This window comes from Paraburkholderia susongensis, assembly GCF_900177725.1.
Lineage (GTDB): Bacteria > Pseudomonadota > Gammaproteobacteria > Burkholderiales > Burkholderiaceae > Paraburkholderia > Paraburkholderia susongensis.
Window position 1 is genome coordinate 157,036 of sequence record NZ_FXAT01000005.1, and the last position, 20,286, is coordinate 177,321.

Consider the following 20,286-nt stretch of genomic DNA (forward strand, 5'->3'; position numbering starts at 1 on the left):
TTCATTTTCCGTTTGTTGATGAATTATCGCATAGCCCTAACAGCCTATCTTTATATGATAATTAGCTCCCCGCACTGCTGAGGCGGTCCCACGCGTCTTCGACGCTGCGCGGCAACAGGTGCTTCTTGATGCGCTCGCTCGCCGTGAGCTCGAAGCTTTCCACCGCGCGGTAATAGCGAGGCAGCTGAAAACCGGCAAGCCGCTCGCGCGCCCAGGCGTGCATGCTTTCCCAGGCGACCGGCTCGTCCTTGAACTGGACGTTGAGCAGGATATCCTGCTCGCCGATCGCCGACGCCACGCCGATCGCCGCGCTCGCGCGAATCGCCGGATGCGCCGCGAAAATGCGCTCGATCTCCCATGCCGATACGTTCTCGCCGCGCACCCGCATACTGTCCGTCTGCCGGCCGATGAAGAACAGATCGCCGTCTGCATCGCGCCGCGCGCGGTCCCCCGTGTGCAGCTTGCCGTTGCGCAACGCCGATTTCGTCGCATCCGGATTCTTCAGATACGTCGGCAGGAACGTGCCCTCCACCCTGCTCGACAGCACGATCTCGCCAGCATCGCCTTCCTTCACCGGCTGGCCGTTTTCATCGAGCAGCTCGATGTCGATCCACGGCAGCGCGCGGCCGATCGAGCCGGGCTTGCCGGTGGCGTTCATCGTCGCGAAGCTCGAGCATTCGGTCATGCCGTAGCATTCGCGCAGACGCAGCTTGAGCCGCGCCTGAATCGGCTCCCACGCGGACGCGCTCACGCCCGCACCCCACGCGACGCGCAACGTGTGCGCCACGGGCTGCGCGTCCTGCGGCAACTGCATGAGGATATCGAGCACGCCGCCCAGATAGTGCAGTTGCGTCACGCCCGCGCGTTCGACCTGCGGCCAGAACTGTGACGCCGAGAAGCGCGGCACCGCGTGCAGGGTCACCGCTTCGAGAAATGGCAGCAGCAGCATCTGCGCCCCACCGATATGGCACAGCGGCTCCCACAGGAATAGCCGGTCGCCTTCGCGCACGTCCGCGACGCGTAGCGCCGCCTCGCTCGCGATGCGCATCATGCGATGCGTGAAGACGACGCCTTTCGGCGCGCCCGTCGTGCCCGAGGTATAGATGACGCACAGCGGATCGTACACATCGATGCGCGGCGTGGAGAATTCGGCGTTCGCATCGTTCGCATCGAACGCAGGCAGGCGCACGCGCCGCGACGGGCCGCATTCGATCTGCCCGGTGAGCTCATCGAACTCGTCCTCGATGATAAAAAGCTTCGGCTCCGCGTGCTGCAGCAGATATTCGAGGCCGGCCGCGCGCAGCTTCGTATTCACCGGCACCCACACGAGGCCGCTCAGCACCAGCGCGTAAATCAGGTGCACATGCTCCGCGCTGTTGCCGAGCATCACGGCGACGCGATCGCCCGGCACGAGTCCGTGCTCCGCGAACCAGCGCTGCAACTGCGCGATATGCCGCGCGACGTCTTCGCAAGTGATCGCGTGATCGTCGAAATGCGCGACGGTGCGCGCGGGGGCGCGGCGCAATCCCGCCGCAAGCAAGGGCACGCAGTCGAGTTCGTCCTCTGCGTGGCGGTGAGCGAAATATTCTGGATAACGATGCATGTTCGAACCGGTTGATAAAGCCTGAGGTTTAGCGCGCGCGGCGCTTGAACCAGGAAGAAACCGCGACGACCAGCGCGATCAGGATGATGAGTGTCGTCGACACCGCCGCGAGCGTCGGTGTGACCGCGAGCTGGATGTCGTCCCACATCTGCTTGGGCAGCGTCGAATTGATGCCGCCGCTCACGAAGATCGCGATGGTCAGGTCGTCGAAGGACACGAGGAACGCGAACAGGAACGCGGCGGTCACGCTCGCCATCAGCAACGGCAGCACCACCGACGTGATGCGCCGCAGCGGCGAGGCGCCCATCACGCGGGCGGCGTCGTCGAGACGCCAGTCGAAGCGCTGGAAGCCCGCGGCGAGCGTCACGACCACATAGGGAATGGCGAGCACCGTATGACCGATGACGAGGCCGAGATTCGTGCCGGTGAGCCCGAAGCGGCTGAACAGATACAGCAGGCCCACCGCCACGACGATGCGCGGCACGATCAGCGGCGCGACGAGCAGCGCGAACATCGACTTGCTGGCGCGGCGCGGCATCCGCGTCATCGCGAGCGTCGCGCCGAAGCCGAGCAGCAGCGACAGCAGCGCGGTGCCGAGGCCCACTTCGAACGAACGGATGATCGCGCTCTGCCACACCGGCGAGTCCATGAACGTGCCGAACCAGCGCACGCTGAAGAGCTTCGGCGGAAACGCGATGTAGTCGCTCTTCGTGAACGCATATGGAATCACCGAGAGCACGGGCGCGACGAGCATCACCATGATGACGCACGTATAGAGTCCGAGCGGGCTGGCGGCGCGCGCCAACGGCTCCGCGTGCGTCTTGCGGCGTATCATGAATGGCGCGAAGGCGCGCCCCGCCGTCATCAGCAATGCGAGCCTGAAACCCTGCGCACGCGATCCGCGCGAGCGCTCCGTCACTTCGCCGGTGAGCGAGGTCAGTCCGACCATGCGGTCGTAGACGAAGAAGATCACGATCGAGCAGACCAGCAACACCGTCGAGAGCGCGCCCGCGAAACGCATGTCGAAGAGCTCGAGTACGGACGAGATCACCAGTTGCGCGATCATCGTTTCCTTCGGCGAGCCGAGCAGCGCGGGCACGATGAAGAAGCCGAGGCTCGAAATGAACACGAGCAACCCCGCGGCCGCCACACCCGGCGACGACAGCGGCAGGAACACCGTGAAGAAGCTCGTGCTGCGTTCCGCGCCGAGCGTTTCGGCCGCTTGCGCGAAGCGCTCGTCGATGCCGCGCATCACGGGGAGCATCGTCATCACGGCGAGCGGCAGCATCGAATGCACCATGCCGATGAGCACGCCGGTCAGCGACGGAATCGTGCCGGTCGTCTCATGCACGAGGCCGAGCGCCAGCGCAATGGTCGAGAGCACGCCGGTCTTCGAGAGCAGCAGCATCCACGCGTAAGTCTTGACGAGATAGCTCGTCCAGAACGGCAGCATGATCCACAACAGCCAGCGCTCGCGCACGCGCTCCGACAACCGGCTCAGCATGTACGCGACCGGATAGCCGAGCAGGATGGAGAGCGCCGCCGTCATGAACGAAATGGCGAAGGTGATCCACAGCACCTTCGCGTAGACCGGGGTGCGCGCGATGCGCTCGAACTGCGCGAACCCGATCTGCCCGTCCGGGCCGACGAGACCGCCTTGCAGGATCTCCCCGACCGGCACGATGAAAAACACCAGCATGAACAGAAGCGTCGGCAGGATCGGCAAAAAGCGCATGAAGCGCGCGAGCGCGACGGACCGGCCGCGCCGCGAGCTTTCGTTCTCGCGATCCGCGTGTAGAGCGATGGTCATGACGATTCCTCAGGCGTTTTTCTGGCGTTTCTCAGGCGTGCAGCAGCGTCGTGCGATACGGGTCCCACATGAGGCCCACCTTGTCGCCGACGCGCGGCGACAGGCTGCGCTCGCAGCGCACCGTGAGCTCGCTGCCGTCGTTCATCGAGAGCTGCACGCGCGTGTCGCTGCCGAAGAACACGACATCGGCGATGGTGCCGTCGACAAAACCGCTTTGCGGTTCCACGAGGCGCGGCGCTTCGGGACGCACGAGCAAGGTATGGCGCATAGCGGGTGTGACCGAGGCGCTCATCGGCAGCGGAATGCGTCCGCCCGCCGCGAGCAGAATCGGTTCTCCGCCCGCGCCGCGCGTGTCGTCGAGCTCGCCTTCGAGCAGATTCGAATGGCCGATGAACCCCGCCGCGAAGCGCGTGGCGGGACGATCGTAAAGATCGGCCGGTGTGCCCACCTGCTCGATGCGCGCCTGGTTCATGAGACAGATGCGGTCGGACAGCGTAAGCGCTTCGTCCTGATCGTGCGTCACGTAGACGAAGGTCGCGCCGAGCTCCTTGTGCAGACGGCGGATCTCGGCCTGCATGTGCTCGCGCAGTTTCTTGTCGAGCGCGCCGAGCGGTTCGTCGAGCAGAATCACCGAAGGCCGGTACGCGAAGCAGCGCGCGAGCGCGATGCGCTGCTGCTGCCCGCCGGACAGTTCCTTCGGAAAACGTTTCGCGTAGTCGGTCATGCGCACCATCGCGAGCGCGTCGTCGACGGCCGCGCGCACTTCTTCGCGCGACTTGCGGCGCATGCGCAGACCGTACGCGACGTTGTCCCACACGCTCATGTGCGGAAACAGCGCGTAGCTCTGAAACACCATGCCGATGCCGCGCTTGCCCGGCTCGACATGCGTGACGTCGCGCCCGTCGATCTCGATGCGCCCCGCGCTCGGCGCGACGAGCCCGGAAATCATCTGCAGGAGCGTCGTCTTGCCCGAACCAGAGGGACCGAGCAGCGTCAGGAATTCGCCGACCTGCACGGCGAGGTCCGTCGGTTCCAGCGCGACCGAATCTCCATAGCGTTTCGCGATGCCGATCGCCTCGAGTTTCGAGCTCATGTTGCAGTCCTTACGAAATGATCCACGAATTGAACCGCTCGGTGACCTTCTGACGATTCGCTTCCCACCATTGCGGGCTCGGCAGGCGCATGTCGCGGATGTTGTCCGGCGCGGTGGGCAACAGTGCCGCGCGCTCTTTCGGGATGCTCTCGAACGCCCGCTTGTTGGTCGGGCCGTATGCGAGCGTGTGCGTAAGCAGCGCCTGGCGCTTCGCGTCGGCGCAGAAGCGCACGAACTGCTTTGCGGCATCGGCGCGCGGCGTGCCCTTCGGAATGCCCCAGCCTTCGATCGAATACAAACCCTGATTCCACACGATGGTGACGGGCGCCCCGCTGTCCTTCGCGGCCTGCGCGCGGCCGTTCCACGCCGAGATCATGTCGACGTCGCCGCTCTGGATCGCCTGCATCGCCTGCGCGCCGGAGGTCCACCAGATGTCGATGTGCGGCTTGATCCTGTCGAGGCTTTTGAATGCGCGGTCCACGTCGAGCGGATAGAGCTTGTCGAGCGGCACGCCGTCGGCCAGCAGCGCCTGCTCGAGCGTATCGAGCGGACTGCGGCGCAGGCAGCGGCGGCCGGGGAATTTCTTCACGTCCCAGAAGTCCGCCCAGGACTTCGGACCGTTGTCCTTGAACTTGTCCGCGCGATACGCGAGCACCGTCGAGTAGACGTCGACGCCGAGCCAGTTCGGCGTGATCGCCTCGGGCATGATGTCCGGATAGTCGCTCGCCTTCAGCCCGATCGGCTCTAGCAGACCTTTCGCTTCCAGATACGGAATGTCGGCAGACAACGTGAGCGTGGTGACGTCCCACACGTAGTTCTTCGTCTGCACCATCGCGGCGAACTGCGCGACCGGCTGCGACTCGCGTGCGACGCTCACGACCTTGATGCCCGTCGCTTTCTCGAACGGGTCATAGAAGGCTTCGCGATAGGCGGTCGTATACGGGCCGCCCGGGTCGGACACCACGATCTGCTTCGATTGCGCTCGCGCGGCGAGCGGCAGCGCGCCGGCCACTGCGAGCGCGCCCGCGCCTTGCAGGATGCGGCGGCGCGCCGGGTTGAAGTCTTGCGTCATGGTTCAGGTCTCCCGCACTTGGGGGTTGAGATGGGAACGGCTTGGCTCGACTCGGCCTTTGTCCGGCTTCGGGGTCCGGCCTATTTCGCGCGTTTTTTGAAGAACTCTTCCATCATGCGCGCGGGCTCGCCGGAGTCGTAGGCTTCGCGCTGGATGCGCTCGCCCGCTTCGATACAGTCGACGAAGCCCGCTTCGGTCATCTCGCGGAAGCGCTGCTTGTCCAGGCGCATCGCGACGGGCGGCTTGGCGGCGAGTTCGGTGGCGATTTCCAGCGCCTTTTCGAACACCTTGTCTTCATCGACGAGGTAATGAATCAGGCCGATGCGATGGCACTCCTGCGCATCCATCAGACGGCCGGTGAGCGTGAGCTCGATGGTGCGCGACATGCCGAGCATCGCGTTCATGATCCACGGGCCGGTCGTGCTGGCTATGCCCGCGTTGATTTCCGGCTGACCCATGCGCACGCCCGCGTGACCCACGCGAATATCGCCGAGCAAGGCGACCTGGAATGCCGAACCCGCGGCGGTGCCGTTGAGCGCCATCACGAGCGGCTTGCTCAGGCCGCGCAGTGAAGCGTAGTAGCGCTGCCACTCCTTCACCCACGCCACCGCGCGCGCGCCGTCGAAGTCATGTGCTTCCGACAGATCCTGCCCCGCCGAGAAGGCGCGGTTGCCGGCACCCGTCATGATGATCGCGGCGACTTCGTCGTCGGCGTTGAAACGGTCCAGCGCCTCGATGATCTTTTCGCGCATTGGCGTGGTCCAGGCGTTCAGCCGATCGGGGCGGTTCAACGTGATGACCGCGACGCGGCCGTGATTCGAGAACAGGACGTCTTCGCTCATGATTTATCGCATTCCAATAGTTTGTGGTGTATAGAAATATAGATGCATCAAAAATGCGTTGCAAGCGGGTTTACGCGAAGGAGGTGCAACTCGTTTGGGAACGGCGCATCGCTACGCGCCGACCGGTGGCGTGCCTTGCGGAGATCGCGATGGGGAAAACAGCGTGCGAGCGAAGCCGAGCCGTTGTTAGCCGGGCATTCGCTGCGGTGGGAGAGATAAGAGAAAACGCCGCCCGGGATGTGGCGGCGCGTCAGGCGCCCTGCTTCTGAACACGCGTTTTTTCAGAATTCCGCGCCGCGCGCTCGCTCGCGGAGCGCCTTGCGATTGACCTTTCCGGACTGCGAACTCGGCAGTTCGTCGACGAACTCGATCAGCCTCGGATAGCCGAACTGCGAATGCGCGCCGCGCACGAACTCGCGGATGCTCTCCGCCACCGCGCCGCTCGCGTCAAAACCCTCGGCGAGCACGATGTACGCCTTCACGCGCGCTCCACGCTCCGGATCGGACACGCCGATGACGCCCGCCGCCGCGACCGCCGGATGCTGACAGCACGCCTCTTCCACCTCGAACGGACTAATGCGGTAGCCGGACGTCTTGATCACATCGTCCTTGCGCCCGTCGTACCAGATAAAACCATCGGCGTCGCGCACGGCGAGATCGTTCGTGTGAAACCATTCGCCGCCGAAGACCGCTTGCGTATCGTCGGGCCGGTTCCAGTAGCCGAGCGGAAACTGCGGGTTGCTACGCGTGCGCAAGCAGATCTCGCCCTGCTCGCCATCGGCGACGGGATGCTCCGCGTCGTCGAGCAACTGCACGTCCCAGCCGGGCACCGGACGCCCCATCGAGCCGGGCTTGATACGCAGTCCGTGAAAATTGCCGACCATCGGATACGCTTCGGTCATGCCGTAGTTTTCCAGCACGTCGATGCCGAACTGCTCCCTGAACCACGTCGCCTCCGCGCGGCCGAGCGGCTCGTTCGCGCTGCAGCAGATGCGAAACGCCTGCGGATAGCGCGTGCCGGCATCGGGCACGGTCTTCATCATGAGACGCAGGCCGCTCGGGTTGAGAAAGACGTTGCTGACCTGATGACGGCTCAGCGCGGCGAGCAGGCCTTCGGGATCGTAGCGATGCGCGGACATGTGCACGAGATTCACCGCGCCGTAACGCCACGGGCCGAGCACCTTGTAGACGCCCCACGCCCAGTCGCCCATCCAGTAGGACCGCTCGCCGTCGCGCAGGTCCTGGCAGACCTCGAATTCGTTATGGCCGATGAGACCGCGATGCGGCGCCACCACGCCCTTCGGCTTGCCGGTCGAGCCCGACGTGAAGTAGATGAGCGCGGGATCGTCGGCGCGGGTGTCGGCGGTTTCGAACACGCTGTCGAACGACGCGATGTGCGCGGCGTCGTAGCGCAGCGTGCGATGCATACCTTCGAGCGGCCGCGCGGCATTGGCGTCGTCGACGATCAGGAGTGCGACCTGTGCGCAGCCGAGCCGGTACACGAGCGACTCGTCGCTCCAGAGCGCGGCCATCGGCACGCCGATCGCGCCGAGCTTCAGAATGCCGAGAATCGCGGCCGCCGCTTCCACCGATGCGCTCATCAGCACCGCCACGCGGTCGCCGGGACGCACACCCTGCGCGGCGATCGAATTGGCGAAACGATTGGCGAGCATCTGGATCTCGCCCCAATGCACGAAGCGGTCCTCGATCGATTCGCCGGTGAGGATCATCGCGAGGCGCTCGGGCGAATGCTTGTCGCAGACATCGCGCGCGACGTTGTAGCGCTCCGGTACGTCCCACCGATAGCCGCGATACCAGTGCTCATAGCGAAGCCGGTCTTCGCTCATGGCGGTGCCGGCGGCACGTTCTTCCATAAATTCAGCGTCAGCCATCAGTCTTCGTGTCCCGATTCGATTCAGTGTGAAGAAAAGGACGTGCCGGAATGGGCGATCTTCGTGCCGGCGGTTTCGGGCAACATCGCGATGGGCACGAGCGCGAGCAGCGCGACCGCCGACATATAGAACGCGGGCGACAGCGGCGCGCCGGTCACCACCACGAGGTATTGCGCGACGAACGGCGCCGTGCCGCCGAACAGCATATAACCGAGGTTATAGCCGAGCGCCGCGCCGGAGTAACGCACTTCCGTCGGAAAGAGTTCGCACTGCACGACAGCGACGACGGATGCCGTCAGCGTCAGGAAGACGGTAATCAGGCACTGCCCGAGAATCGCGTTCAACATGCCGCCTTGCGCCGCCAGCAGATAGCCCGGCACCGATGTGAGCGCCAGCCCCAACGCGCCCGCGAAGACGATGCGCTTGCGCCCATAACGGTCGCCGAGGCTGCCGAAGAACGGAATCAGCAGGCTGTAGAGCAGCAGCGCGACTGCGTTCGAGACGAGACTGATCGTCGGGCTGAGGCCGATGACCTGCTTCAGATACGTCGTCATGTAGCTCGACATCGTGTAGAACGCGAGCGCGTTGAGCGATGCGACGCCGGCGAGCAACAGCACCTGCTTGCGGTAGTGCGTGAGCACGGTCCTGATCGGCGTCTCGACGATGCGCCCCGAGCGCTGGATCTCGACGAACGCGGGCGTGTCCTCGAGCCTCGCGCGCAGATACAGCCCGATCAGCGAGAGCGGCGCGGACAGCAGAAACGGAATACGCCATCCCCACGACAGAAACGCTTGCCTCGACATCGAAGCCTCGATGACGGTCATCAGAATCGCCGCGACGACGAACGGCAGCGTCTGCGACGAATTCGAAATGCCGGTCCAGAGGCCGCGGCGCGCGGCGGGCGCGTGCTCGCTGAGAAAGGTCGAACTGCCCGACGCTTCCCCGCCGCCGGAGAAGCCTTGCCCGAGACGCAGCACCGCGAGCAGCAGCGGCGCCAGCACGCCGATGTTGGCGTAGGTGGGCAGGAAGCCGATCAGCGTCGTACAGGCGCCCATCATCAGAATGATGATCGACAGCGTATTGCGCCGGCCGACGCGGTCCCCGAGCTTGCCGAAGAAAATGCCGCCCGCGGGCCGGAACAGGAACGTGACACCGAAAATAGCGAGCGTCGCGAGCAGGCCGGACGTCGGATCGCTGCCGGGAAAGAACAGCCGGGCGATCGTCGAGGCCGAATAGCCGTACACGGCGAAGTCGAACCATTCGACGAAGTTGCCGGCCGCGACGCCGGCCAGCAGTCTCATTGTCTTGCCGGATGCCGCGCGTTGCGCCGCCTGCAGGCGGTCTCCGTGCGCGGCGGTATGGCTTACGTTATCCACGGCTGTCTCCTCCTGTGGAAAGTCAATAAAGCCAGTTGCCCGTATCGACGAGTTCCCAGGTTTCTCCGGAACCCTTTTCCTGGCGCGTGATCTTCACGGTGCCGCTAATCATGCGGGTGACCATCGAATGGAATTCGAAGAAGGCCTGGTGCAGCTCGGGCGGATAGCGCTCATCGAACGGCTTGTAGCCATGCAAATGCAGACACCCGCTACTCGCGCCCGTGGATTCCACCGACGCTTCGCGGCCCATCGCCTTGAGTAGCACCTGATGGAAGCGCAGGATGCTCGCGACGTCCTTCGTTTCCACGCCCGTCTGCGCGACGAATTGCGGGCCTAGCTGGATCGCCAGCATGCGCATGGTGCTGCGCACGATCTGGTGCGTGCGCAATTCGCCGATCATCCAGTACAGACTGTCGATGGTCGCCTGGACATAGCCCGCCGAGAACTTCGGGCGCGCCTTGAGGATACGCGGCTCGGGCCACAGATCAGCGTCGAGCGTCGGTGCGCGCGCCGGATCGAAACGCGGCGTGTGCCGCACCACTTCGATGCGATACGTTTCGTCCTCGCGCAGGTCGCGGTCGTACTCGTAGAAGTAGCCTTCGTCGTATGGATCGCCGTCCATCGAAAACTTCGTCGCGACGAAACCGAGCCGCGGGTTGCCCATATAGCGTCCGTTTCGCGGATGCCACGCGCCGAACACCGTGCGGCGCACGCTCGCCGGCATCGCCATCAGCGCGACGCCGGCGTAGGTCCACATCGGCGCGAGATAGCGGATCCACACCTTGCGCTCCGACTCCTCGACATACTCCATCTCGAGGCCGCCGATGATATTCGTGAAATAGTGATATTTCGCGGCGGCGACGGCGGCAGGATCGTTTTCGATGCCGAGCTTGCGCAGCCCTTCTTCGTAGCGCTCGCCCTGGTGACTCGTGAGCACGCGGTGCCACAACTCGTTGACCGCGCCTTCTCCGAGTTCACGAAAGGCCACGGCGGTCAGCCCGGAGAACGTGCGGGAGAGAAATGCCGAAGCAAGCTGGCTTTCGAAACGCAACGCGGACAGCGCATCCTTCGAGAAGGACGGATCATCACTTTTCATATGGAATCCTATTTAAATATCGCTCATCACGACGCAACCCGCGTATCTGCCGTGCGGAGTCAGACGAAGCCGCCGTGCGGAACGCACGTCCAAAGCCTGACCACTGGCTAACTACTGGTAAACTGACATCTGCGTCATAAATACGATCCTGACACGTGTGTCACAAAATGGCAAGCAAAAAACAAGTGGAAACTTTCGTGGGGCGAATGGCCCGTCTCGCCGAAGAGCCGGGACTGAAAAAAGGCGAGCGGACAAGGCGTCAGCTCAAGCTGGCCGCGGCGCAGTGCCTGGAGACGAGCACGCTGGGCGAGCTTGGCATGGACCAGATTGCGGCTATCGCGGGCGTGTCGCGTCCGACGATCTATCTGTATTTCCGTTCGGTCGATGATCTGACGCGCGAAGTGCTGAGCGACTTCCGCGAGATGACACTCGACGTGCTCGCGCAGGCGCGGGTATCGAGCAATGTCGAGGAGAGCATTCATCAAACGAATGTTGCCTATGTCGAGCATTACGCCCGCAATTCGGCGCTGATGGAGCGTGTGCGCGAACTGATGAGCAAGGATCCCGAGATCCTGCTCGACAGGCAGCGGGTCAACTCGCTCTGGACACGCAAGATTCTTTCGCGCGTGAAAAAGGCCGGCACGAGCGATGTGACCGAGCAGGCGCTGGAGCTACGCATTCACTGTCTCGGCTCGATGGTCGACGACGTGCTGCGCGAAGCGTTTGTCGTGCGCAATCCGGCGTTCGCGCTGGCGAACGTGGACAGCGAGGCGTTCGCACACGAGCTGACCGCCATCTGGAAGCGCGTGCTGCTATGAGCACGCGCGGTTGATTCAGGACGAACCGGGTTCTCGCGTCATCTCGCATAGGGCGGCCCTCGGTAAGCCTATTTGCAGGGGGCCGGCCATCCCATACGTGTGACTCAGATCGCCCGGATTGGGCCAGAAAGAAGGCAAGAAACAGCACGGCTCTTCGGCGAGCAGGCGGAGCCAATCGCACGGACCTGAACACTCAGGCTATACCGACGGAGAACGCGCAACCTTTGCAACACCTATTCCCCCTGGCGATAAGTGCTATCCCCCCGCGCCCGTAGTGCCGCGCGCCTCGCGAAGATAAACTGGGTTCAATCGGGCAGAGATGCTCTTCGCGGAAGTCCCCTATGCAAATCCTCGTCACCAGTGCGTCCGGTGCCAATGGCAACGGGTATGGTTCACTGCTTTCGTTTGACCTCGACGGAACCGCCCGCGGCACGTTCAGCGCAGATCCTCGCATCACCGACCCGCGCGGCCTGAGCGTAAGCGCCGACCGAAAACTTCTGTATGTGAATAGCGGCAGCGACCGCATACTCGCCCTGGACGCCACGGGAGAGGTCGTACGCGACACGGGACCGATCCCGGGACTGAATGCGGGCGGCGGCAGTCTCGCGCCCGAAGGAAGGTATCTCGTCGGTTTGCGCAGCGCGCGAACCATCGCCGCGTTTGCCGCCGATCTCTCAGGCGCGCCGCAACGTATCCTGCCTGTGGACATCGTTCCGTTTCCCCGCGGCTTCGCGTCGGCCGAAGACGGCACGGTCTATCTCGCCTCGGGTATCGGCCCGAATGGCGAGGGCGAAAACACCATCGCGGTGTTCGATGCATACGGCACACCACTGGCATCCCGCTTCATCGCCGACGACGCCGTGAGCCCGCTCGATCTGACGATCGCGCCCAACGGAAACATCGTCGTTTCCAGTGAATTTCCGTTTCGCGCCCCTCATGCCACGACCAGCATCCGGGAATATGATTACGCGACCGGAAAACTCGTACGCGTATTCACTCCGCCGTCCGGGATCGCGTTCGATCAGCCTCGTGGCCTGCGATTCAGTCCCGACGGCCATCTGTATTGTGTCGCGCGCGACAGTGTCCTGGCATTTGATTTCGATGACGGACGCTTCCTTGATTCGGTGGTGCGCATGCCACGGCTGAACGGTCAAGCGGTTATTTTCTTTCCGCTGCTCGCGGATTGACTGCAACAGTCTTTGCAACGAGCAAGCGGAAAATCGGATTCGTGGCCGCGGCGCTCCCAAGCCGTTTGAAACCGGGCATCACATCCGTTCTCGATTTGATGTCGCGATGCCCCTGCTCGATCACGTTGTTCAGATATTTCCGACGATTGGCCCTTCCGTGTGACAGGAAGGGCCACTTCACCCGAACCTCACGGATTGACGTCATCACATGGCGACCTGTCGCGCTTTGGCAGTCGCATGTCAGCCGAATCCGGCCGGATCCGACAGAAGTGATCGGCCGCGCGCCGCAAACGCATCCGGCTCGTGCGCCGCTTCGGGTTCGGCAAATCAGACCCGATAGCTAGGGATTCGGATGTAACGTCATCCAGGGGGTTGTGCTTGCCGGCAAGGGGCAATCATAGTCACGTCAGGACAACGCGATATCAGTCGTGGATCAATCATATGGAGACGAGGAGCAACGAGATGGACTCAACCGCACCCGCGCGGTACGCCGTAGAAGAACGCCATGCATCCCGATGGGTGGTGCTGGGCGCGTCGCTGGGTACCGTATTCGAATGGTACGACTTCTTCCTGTACGGCAGCCTCGCCACCTATTTCGGCGTCTGGTTCTTCCCGCCGGAGAATCAGACAGCCGGCCTGCTCGCGAGTCTCGCCACGTTCGGAGCGGGGTTCGCGGTGCGCCCGCTGGGATCGCTCGTCTTCGGCAGGCTGGGCGACATGGCTGGTCGCAAGAATACATTCCTGCTGACGATCATTCTGATGGGAGTATCCACGGCGGCAGTCGGTGTGCTGCCGACCTTCGAGCATATTGGCTGGACAGCACCCGTGCTGCTGGTCACACTGCGGCTCATTCAGGGGTTAGCGGTAGGCGGCGAATTCGGTGGCGCGACCGTTTATATCGCCGAGCATTGTGCGCCCCGTGTACGCGGCTACAAAACGAGCTGGATCCAGATCACGGGTTCCGCGGGATTCCTGCTGGCGACGGTGGTGATTTTTGCCGCGCGTGCCCTGATCGGTCCACAGGCATTCGCGCAGTGGGGCTGGCGCGTGCCGTTCGGGTTCTCTCTGGTATTGCTGGCCGTGTCGATCTGGATCCGCTTCAAGCTCGACGAGTCACCTGTCTACCTGAAAATGAAGGCTGCCGGCCAGGTGTCGAAAGCGCCGCTCACCGAAGCATTCGCCGAGCCGCGCAACCTCAAGGCCATGTTCATTGCGCTGCTCGGCGGCACCATGCCACTCGGCGTGACCTCCATCGCGGCATCCGTTGCGCCGCTCATCCTGTTGTCGGGCCCGCTTCACGTCGACTCGCTGCTGGTATATGGAATGATGGCCGTCGCGCTAATCGTCACGCTGCCACTGTACATCGTGTTCGGCAGTCTGTCCGACAGAATTGGCCGGCGCAAAGTGATGCTCTGCGGTTGCTTTCTGGCATTGGTCACCTGCTATCCGGTGTTTTCATCGCTGGGCCGTTACGCCAATCCCGATCTGATGGAATTCCAGCAGCGCGTGCTCGTCACGGTTGCCGCGCGCGATTGCCACACGCGCTTTTTCGTGACGCCGAATACGCACCTGTCGACATGCGACAAGGCGAGGCAGTTCCTGTCCCGCGCCGGGATCAACTACACCAGCTTGCCGGCCGATGGCGCCGATGACGTCGTCACACGCATCGGCACCCACACCTTGCAGGGGTTCGATGAAGCGGGCTACCGGGCCACCCTGGCGGCCGAGGGCTGGACGTCGTCGGCCAATCCCGCGCACGTCGACCGGGTCGCCGTCACCTTGCTGCTGATGGTGCTGCTCGCCTGCACCGCGATGATCAGCGGACCGATGGCCGCCTACCTGAGCGAGCTCTTTCCAGCACGGATCCGTTACACCGCGGTTTCCTTTCCATTCCATATCGGCAACGGCTGGTTCGGCGGCTTCCTGCCGCTCGTGATGAGCACGCTCGCGGCCAGTACCGGCAACATGATCGCCGGTGTGGCCTATCCTCTCGTGACGCTGGCCGTGGCGTTCGTCGTGGGCCTTCGTTATATGCACGACGCGCCGGTCGAGAAAATGTAGCGGGTCGTTGCCAAAGAGCCGGAGTGTTTTTTCTTCACCGCTAGTGTGATGGTCAGCCTGACCAAGGTAGCCCGATCGGCTTGCGCTGTTCGGGCTGCTTCCTTTTTCGGGAGATCATCATGGGTTGTGTCACGTTGATCGCAATCGATCCCGGCAAACACGGCTTCGTTTTACCTGCGCAGGATAGCCGCGCGTCCTCGATATATCGCGCAACAAGGCTATAACAACGCCACGTGTGCGAAGCCCGGTTGCTGCTGCCCTGCGTGCGCCGAAGCCTCGGCGACCCGGTTACCAGCCTCGCTGCGCCGCCACAGCACAGCACTGTCGTCACTCGAGCTCCATCCAACGAAAGCCAACAAAAAAAGGCCAGAATCGCCTGGGCGTTTCTGGCCGGTGCGTGGTCGGCACGGTCCAAACCGTGCCGAAGCTGGACGCGTCAGTCCGCTATTTCCGCAAGCTTGTCGAGGCCCGCAATCGCCCCTTCGTTCGCAAGCAGCGCGCGCTTGCGAACATAGCGCATGATGCTCGTCGCACCGTAACGCGAGCCGCCCATCCCTGATTGCTTGAATGCCGTCTTCTCGCCGTCGAACATCATCACGCGCGGCAGTTCGGTGTCGTTGATGCTGACGCCGCCCGCCTCCATCTTCGTCGCGAAGTCGCCGGCGGTATGCGTATCGGGGCCGAACACCGCGCCGCTCAGTCCATAGATTGAATCGTTCATCAACTGCTCGGCCTGCGCGTCGCTGGAAAAACGCATCACCGGCACGATCGGGCCGAACGTCTCTTCCGTCATCAGCGTCATGCTGTGATCGACGTTCGCGACAATGGTCGGATCAATCCACACGGCGCCGTCCGCACGCTCGCTCTTGCCGCCAAGTACGATCGACGCGCCTTTGTCGAGTGCATCCTGCAGTTGCGCGTCGATGATCGATGCTTGCCGTTCGAAGATCATCGGACCGTAATGACCGCGATCGCCCTCGACATAGCTGCGCCGCAGGCTCGCGGCCTGAGTACGGAGTTCCTCCACGAGCGCATCGTATAGCGACTCGTGTGCATAGACACGCTCGATCGCATAGCAGACCTGCCCGGAGTTATAGAGCGCGCTGCGCAGAATACCGGTGGCCGCGCGCTTCACGTCGGAGCCTGCGAGCACCACGGCCGCGTCCTTGCCGCCGAGTTCGAGGAACACGGGAATGAACGCCTGCGCCGCCGTACTCGCAATCTTCCGCCCGGTCGGCACGCTGCCGGTAAACACGACCGCATCCGACTGCGCGACGAGCGCCTCGCCGGCCTGCGCACCGCCGGTCACGAGCTTGAGCACGCCGCGCAGCGCGGGCACGGCTTCGATCGAGCGGCGCAGCGGCTCGATGAAGCGCGGCGTGACCTCGCTCGGCTTGATTACGACCGCCGCACCCGCCACGAGCGCCGGAATCGCGTCGATGAACGACAACACCAGCGGAAAATTCCAGGGGCTAATGACGCCGACCACCGGGTACGCGGGATACGTGACCTTGAACACGATATCCGGATGCGCGTCGAGCTTGCGAAAAGGCGTCGCGAGCACGCTCGGAGCATGCTCGCAGAAGCCGTGGATAAAGTGGACCACCGCGCCCAGTTCTTCCGCGGAGATGCGATGACGCGCGGTATCGATCGACAGCGCAGTGACAATGTCATCGCCATGCGCTTCCAGATGTGCGGCCCACTCGAGCAGCGCCGCGGTACGGTGCGGCAAACCGCCCGCCTCCCACGCGCGCTGCGCGTCGCGCGCCGCGGCAACTGCCGCGCCGATCTGCGCGGCATTCATGTTCTCGATTTCGTAGTCGAACTCGCCGGTTCGAGGATTACGTACAGCGATAGATGTCATCGTGTTTTCCTTCCGTTGCGAAGATGTCGCCGGCCCGCGCGGCCAACCGCGTGGGTCCGGGATGTCGATTCATGCTAGCAACGGAAGAACGCGGCGAATACACGCGTGCAGGCAATACAGCCGTTTTCCTATATCAAAGTGCGCGACGCAAACGCATGGGCGATGCCTAACCCTGGCGGGACGGTGTGCGCTTCGCCGCATCCTTGCGTGGCACGAGATCGCGCAGCGCTTCGTCGGGCGCGATCTCGCGTACGGCTGCGGCGCCGTCGGCAGGCGGCAAAGCCGCGTGGGATGGCGCAAGCGGGATCGGGCTCGCGAGGCGGCGCGCATCTTTGGGCGCGAAGCCGAAGTAGTCGCGAAACGCTGCCGTAAAACTCGTCTGGTGTTGATAGCCGACTGCCAATGCAACCTGCCCGACCGGCTGGCGCTCGCCGATGAGCAGGCGCAGCGCATGATTCATCCGGCAGCGATGCCCATATTCGAAGATCGTCATGCCGTACAGGAACTTGAACCCGCGTTTGAGCTTCGACGCGTTGGTCCCAACTGCTCGCGCGAGTTCGGGAATCGTGGGTGCGAGACGCATGTCGCCGACGATCATCTCCCGCGCCTGTTCGATCAACCGCAGATCGCGCGCCGATAGCATCTCGCCGGGATTGTCGGCACGGGCGTGCGCGAGCCACATCTCGATGCACGCACACAGGATCTCGGTGCACTTGCCCTCCAGATAGATCATCTGCCGGGCGCCATGGTACGGCGACGCAAGCAGTTGCCCGGCAATCTGAAGCGCCTCGACGCTGAAGGGCATCTGGCGGTTGTAGATCTGATCGGATCCGACCGCCGCCAGCTCGACGTGAATACGGTCGGCTTCGCTGCCGAGCGCACGCAGCAAACGGTCGAAATAGCGCTGGGTGACATAGAGTCCGACCGATTGCCACGGGCCCGGCCCGCACGTCACCTGGTAGCGCACATCGGCGCCCTGCCGGCAGACGAGCAGATTCGGCGCGTTGACCTGCAGCGTGCCGGTATCGGAGAAGTCGACGCTTGCCGGCCCGGACAGCGAAAAGTGGAATTCGACGAACGACTCGGGCAGCACACTCTCCGAACGGCTGTGCGCGTAATTGCAGTCGGAAATGACAAGGAATATCTCGTCGCGGATGCTCGCCATGCGCCACACGCCCTCTTCCGTGTCCGCCGGCGCCGGCACGGGCACCACCGCGCCGTACAGTCCGAACTCGGGCACGCTGATGCAGTCGGGCAGCATGCGCAGGCTGTCGAACGCCTCGGTCAGGCGGGACTCGGGTCCGGCGAGCGAGGTGCGAAACAGACCAGATGACGACGTCGGCATAGCGGGCTCCGGGTGATGGGCGGCACGGGCACCGGCATTATCCCGCTCGTGTTAAGGGTGCGCAACGCGGGCATAACCTCAGGCTCGCAGATAAAAACCGCTTTTCCTAGTTCGACGCCCCGATCGATGAAATGGCGCCGCGTTCTCGCGGGTATAAGTCGGAGACCGGCCGCACCGCCCGTTGGCCCGGCGCCTGCCCGCCATCGCACCGCGCCCGCACTCCACTCCCTTTTTGAACGGAAGCCGCTACACGATGAGACATTATCTTTCCCGCCTGCGCACGCGCGGCGAACTGCTAAGCGTCAAGCGCGAGGTCGATCCGCGCTACGAAATCGCCGCGGTCGCACGCCGGCTCCAGCAGGAAACGACGAAGCCGGTGCTGTTCGAGAACGTTCGGGGCAGCCGCCTGCCCGTGCTGATGAATCTGTACACCGACCACCAGCGGCTGCGCGAGATCATCCGCTGCGAAAGCGACGAAACGTTCTGCGCGCGGCTCGACCGCGAGATCTCGCTCGCCGCGACGCTCGACACGCCGACCCAACGCATCGGGGCGCCGGCCGACTGGGTCACGGGCAAACTCTCCGACCTGCCGATCCCGACTTATCACGAGCGTGACGGCGCACCGTACATCACCGCCGGGGTCTTTCTCGCGAAAGACCCCGAGAGCGGCCGTACGAATCTCTCGTTCCATCGCTCGATGCTGATCTCGGACGACGAGTTGCGCATCCGGCTCGGCAGCACGCACGATCTCGCGCGTTTTCAGCAGCAGGCCGAAGCTCGCGGCGAAGCGCTCGAGGCGGCTATCCTGATCGGTGCGGACCCCGAAATATTCATGAGCGCCTGCGTGTCCCTGCCACCCGACGGCGACGAACTGGCGCTGGCTGCCGCGATGCGCGGCGGGCCGATCGCGATGCGCCCGGCGTACACGATCGATCTCGATGTGCCGGCTTCGGCCGAGATCGTCATCGAAGGGCGCATCCTGCCGAACGAGCGAAGACCCGAAGGTCCGTTCGGCGAATTCATGGGCTATTACGTCGAAGTGGGCGACAACCATGTGTTCGAAGTCACCCACGTCGGCTGGCGCGAAGGCGCGGTCTTTCAAGGCCTGATCTGCGGCTCGCACGAAGACTTGCGCCCGCTCGAGGCCGCCACCGCCGCGCGCATCTACAAGGCCATTTCGAGCCAGGTGCGCGGCGTGCTCGACGTGAGCTGCCGCCCCACCGTGATGAACACGGTCATCAAACTCGACAAGCAATACGAAGGCCACGCGCAGCACGCGCTGCTGGCCGCGCTCGGCTCGCATCTCGACTACAACAAGCTCGTCATCGTGGTGGACAAGGACGTCGACATCTACGACATGGAGGATGTGATCTGGGCGTTTCTCACGCGCGGACGCGCCGACACGCGCACGATGGTGCTGAACGACGTGCCGGGCTTCTACCGCGATCCCCACAAGGATCATTGGGGCCGTCTCGCGATCGACGCCACGCGGCCCTGGGGGCGCGAGGCCGAGTTCGAGCGCAAGACCATTCCCGGATATGAGCAGATCACGCTCGGCGACTACCTGCCGCATTTCCCGACGCGGGCGCAGCCATGACCGGCGCCGCACACGCCGGGCAAAAGCGCGTCGTCGTTGCGATCACGGGCGCAACGGGCGCCATTTACGGGGTGCGGCTGCTGGACATGCTGCGCCGCTGCGGCGTCGCCACGCATCTGGTCGTATCCCGCGCGGGCTGGATGACGCTGCACGACGAGACCGGTCTGGAACGCAATGCGCTGCGCGACGCGGCCAGCGTCCATCACGACCAGAACGAGGTGGGCGCCACCATTGCAAGCGGCTCGTTCCTGCACGACGGCATGGTGATCGCGCCATGCTCCATGAAAACGCTCGCGGCGGTCGCGCACGGCTTCGACGACAACCTCATCGCCCGGGCCGCGAGCGTCACGCTCAAGGAACGTCGCAAGCTCATCCTGCTCGCACGCGAAACCCCGCTCACGCTCGCGCATCTGCGCAACATGACGCTGGTGGCCGAAATGGGCGCGACGGTGATGCCGCCGCTGCCTGCCTTCTATGCGAAGCCTGACAGTCTCGACGCGATGGTCGACTACACGGTCATGCGCGTGCTCGACCAGTTGCACATCGAGCCTCCGGTGGCCATGTCGCGCTGGCAAGGGCTGTCCGCCGCGCGTTGACCGCAAATTGGTCCACCCATCCCACGTGCCACGG

Annotated in this window: 15 protein-coding genes and 1 pseudogene; 5 read left to right on the plus strand and 11 right to left on the minus strand. The window is 63.9% G+C overall.

The window, feature by feature from the left end:
- Positions 1-61 precede the first annotated feature (61 nt).
- From B9Z01_RS16995 to B9Z01_RS17030, 8 genes are all read right to left on the minus strand, one after another.
- Complete coding sequence (locus tag B9Z01_RS16995; RefSeq protein ID WP_085485078.1) at positions 62-1,603, minus strand: AMP-binding protein; 1,542 nt, start codon at positions 1,601-1,603, stop codon at positions 62-64.
- 28 nt (positions 1,604-1,631) lie between these two features.
- Positions 1,632-3,413, minus strand: coding sequence for an ABC transporter permease subunit (locus B9Z01_RS17000; protein WP_085485080.1), 1,782 nt, complete (start codon positions 3,411-3,413; stop codon positions 1,632-1,634).
- A gap of 31 nt (positions 3,414-3,444) precedes the next feature.
- Positions 3,445-4,506, minus strand: a complete 1,062-nt coding sequence (locus tag B9Z01_RS17005; protein WP_085485082.1) for an ABC transporter ATP-binding protein — start codon at positions 4,504-4,506, stop codon at positions 3,445-3,447.
- A gap of 10 nt (positions 4,507-4,516) precedes the next feature.
- Complete coding sequence (locus B9Z01_RS17010; protein ID WP_085485084.1) at positions 4,517-5,578, minus strand: ABC transporter substrate-binding protein; 1,062 nt, start codon at positions 5,576-5,578, stop codon at positions 4,517-4,519.
- Between the two features lie 80 nt (positions 5,579-5,658).
- The gene (locus B9Z01_RS17015) at positions 5,659-6,420 is read right to left on the minus strand and encodes an enoyl-CoA hydratase/isomerase family protein (RefSeq protein WP_085485086.1); all 762 of its coding nucleotides are present in this window, start codon (positions 6,418-6,420) and stop codon (positions 5,659-5,661) included.
- A 281-nt stretch (positions 6,421-6,701) separates the two neighbouring features.
- Positions 6,702-8,312, minus strand: coding sequence for an acetate--CoA ligase (locus B9Z01_RS17020; RefSeq protein ID WP_208626041.1), 1,611 nt, complete (start codon positions 8,310-8,312; stop codon positions 6,702-6,704).
- A gap of 23 nt (positions 8,313-8,335) precedes the next feature.
- On the minus strand, positions 8,336-9,688 hold the full coding sequence (locus tag B9Z01_RS17025) for an MFS transporter (protein WP_085485088.1): 1,353 nt from the start codon (positions 9,686-9,688) through the stop codon (positions 8,336-8,338).
- Between the two features lie 22 nt (positions 9,689-9,710).
- Complete coding sequence (locus B9Z01_RS17030) at positions 9,711-10,784, minus strand: hypothetical protein (protein WP_085485090.1); 1,074 nt, start codon at positions 10,782-10,784, stop codon at positions 9,711-9,713.
- A 185-nt stretch (positions 10,785-10,969) separates the two neighbouring features.
- On the opposite strand from B9Z01_RS17030, the gene B9Z01_RS17035 reads away from it, so the two are divergent.
- Together B9Z01_RS17035 and B9Z01_RS17040 are read left to right on the plus strand one after the other, a co-directional pair.
- The gene (locus tag B9Z01_RS17035; RefSeq protein ID WP_167387503.1) at positions 10,970-11,602 is read left to right on the plus strand and encodes a TetR/AcrR family transcriptional regulator; all 633 of its coding nucleotides are present in this window, start codon (positions 10,970-10,972) and stop codon (positions 11,600-11,602) included.
- Positions 11,603-11,943: 341 nt separating this feature from the next.
- A complete protein-coding gene (locus B9Z01_RS17040) occupies positions 11,944-12,789 on the plus strand; it encodes an NHL repeat-containing protein (protein WP_085485094.1) in 846 nt (281 codons plus the stop codon).
- 40 nt (positions 12,790-12,829) lie between these two features.
- Here the strand turns inward: B9Z01_RS17040 and B9Z01_RS36915 are convergent.
- A pseudogene (locus tag B9Z01_RS36915) lies at positions 12,830-12,931 on the minus strand (IS6 family transposase); the annotation flags it as partial.
- A 320-nt stretch (positions 12,932-13,251) separates the two neighbouring features.
- Here B9Z01_RS36915 and B9Z01_RS17045 point away from each other — a divergent pair.
- Positions 13,252-14,850 carry an MFS transporter gene (locus B9Z01_RS17045; protein WP_208626044.1) on the plus strand — a complete coding sequence of 533 codons (1,599 nt, stop codon included), beginning with the start codon at positions 13,252-13,254 and terminating at the stop codon, positions 14,848-14,850.
- Between the two features lie 436 nt (positions 14,851-15,286).
- On the opposite strand, the gene B9Z01_RS17050 is transcribed toward B9Z01_RS17045, so the two are convergent.
- Together B9Z01_RS17050 and B9Z01_RS17055 are read right to left on the minus strand one after the other, a co-directional pair.
- Positions 15,287-16,714: an aldehyde dehydrogenase family protein gene (locus tag B9Z01_RS17050; protein ID WP_085485098.1), complete on the minus strand. Its 1,428-nt coding sequence runs from the start codon at positions 16,712-16,714 to the stop codon at positions 15,287-15,289.
- A 166-nt stretch (positions 16,715-16,880) separates the two neighbouring features.
- Complete coding sequence (locus tag B9Z01_RS17055; RefSeq protein WP_085485100.1) at positions 16,881-18,059, minus strand: helix-turn-helix transcriptional regulator; 1,179 nt, start codon at positions 18,057-18,059, stop codon at positions 16,881-16,883.
- A 253-nt stretch (positions 18,060-18,312) separates the two neighbouring features.
- Between B9Z01_RS17055 and B9Z01_RS17060 the strand changes: the two genes are divergently transcribed.
- Both B9Z01_RS17060 and B9Z01_RS17065 read left to right on the plus strand, forming a co-directional pair.
- Positions 18,313-19,656 (plus strand): UbiD family decarboxylase, encoded by a 1,344-nt coding sequence (locus B9Z01_RS17060; RefSeq protein WP_085485102.1) that lies wholly within the window; start codon positions 18,313-18,315, stop codon positions 19,654-19,656.
- Positions 19,653-20,252, plus strand: coding sequence for a UbiX family flavin prenyltransferase (locus B9Z01_RS17065; RefSeq protein ID WP_085485104.1), 600 nt, complete (start codon positions 19,653-19,655; stop codon positions 20,250-20,252). The genes B9Z01_RS17060 and B9Z01_RS17065 overlap by 4 nt, the downstream gene beginning before the upstream one ends.
- Positions 20,253-20,286: the final 34 nt, after the last annotated feature.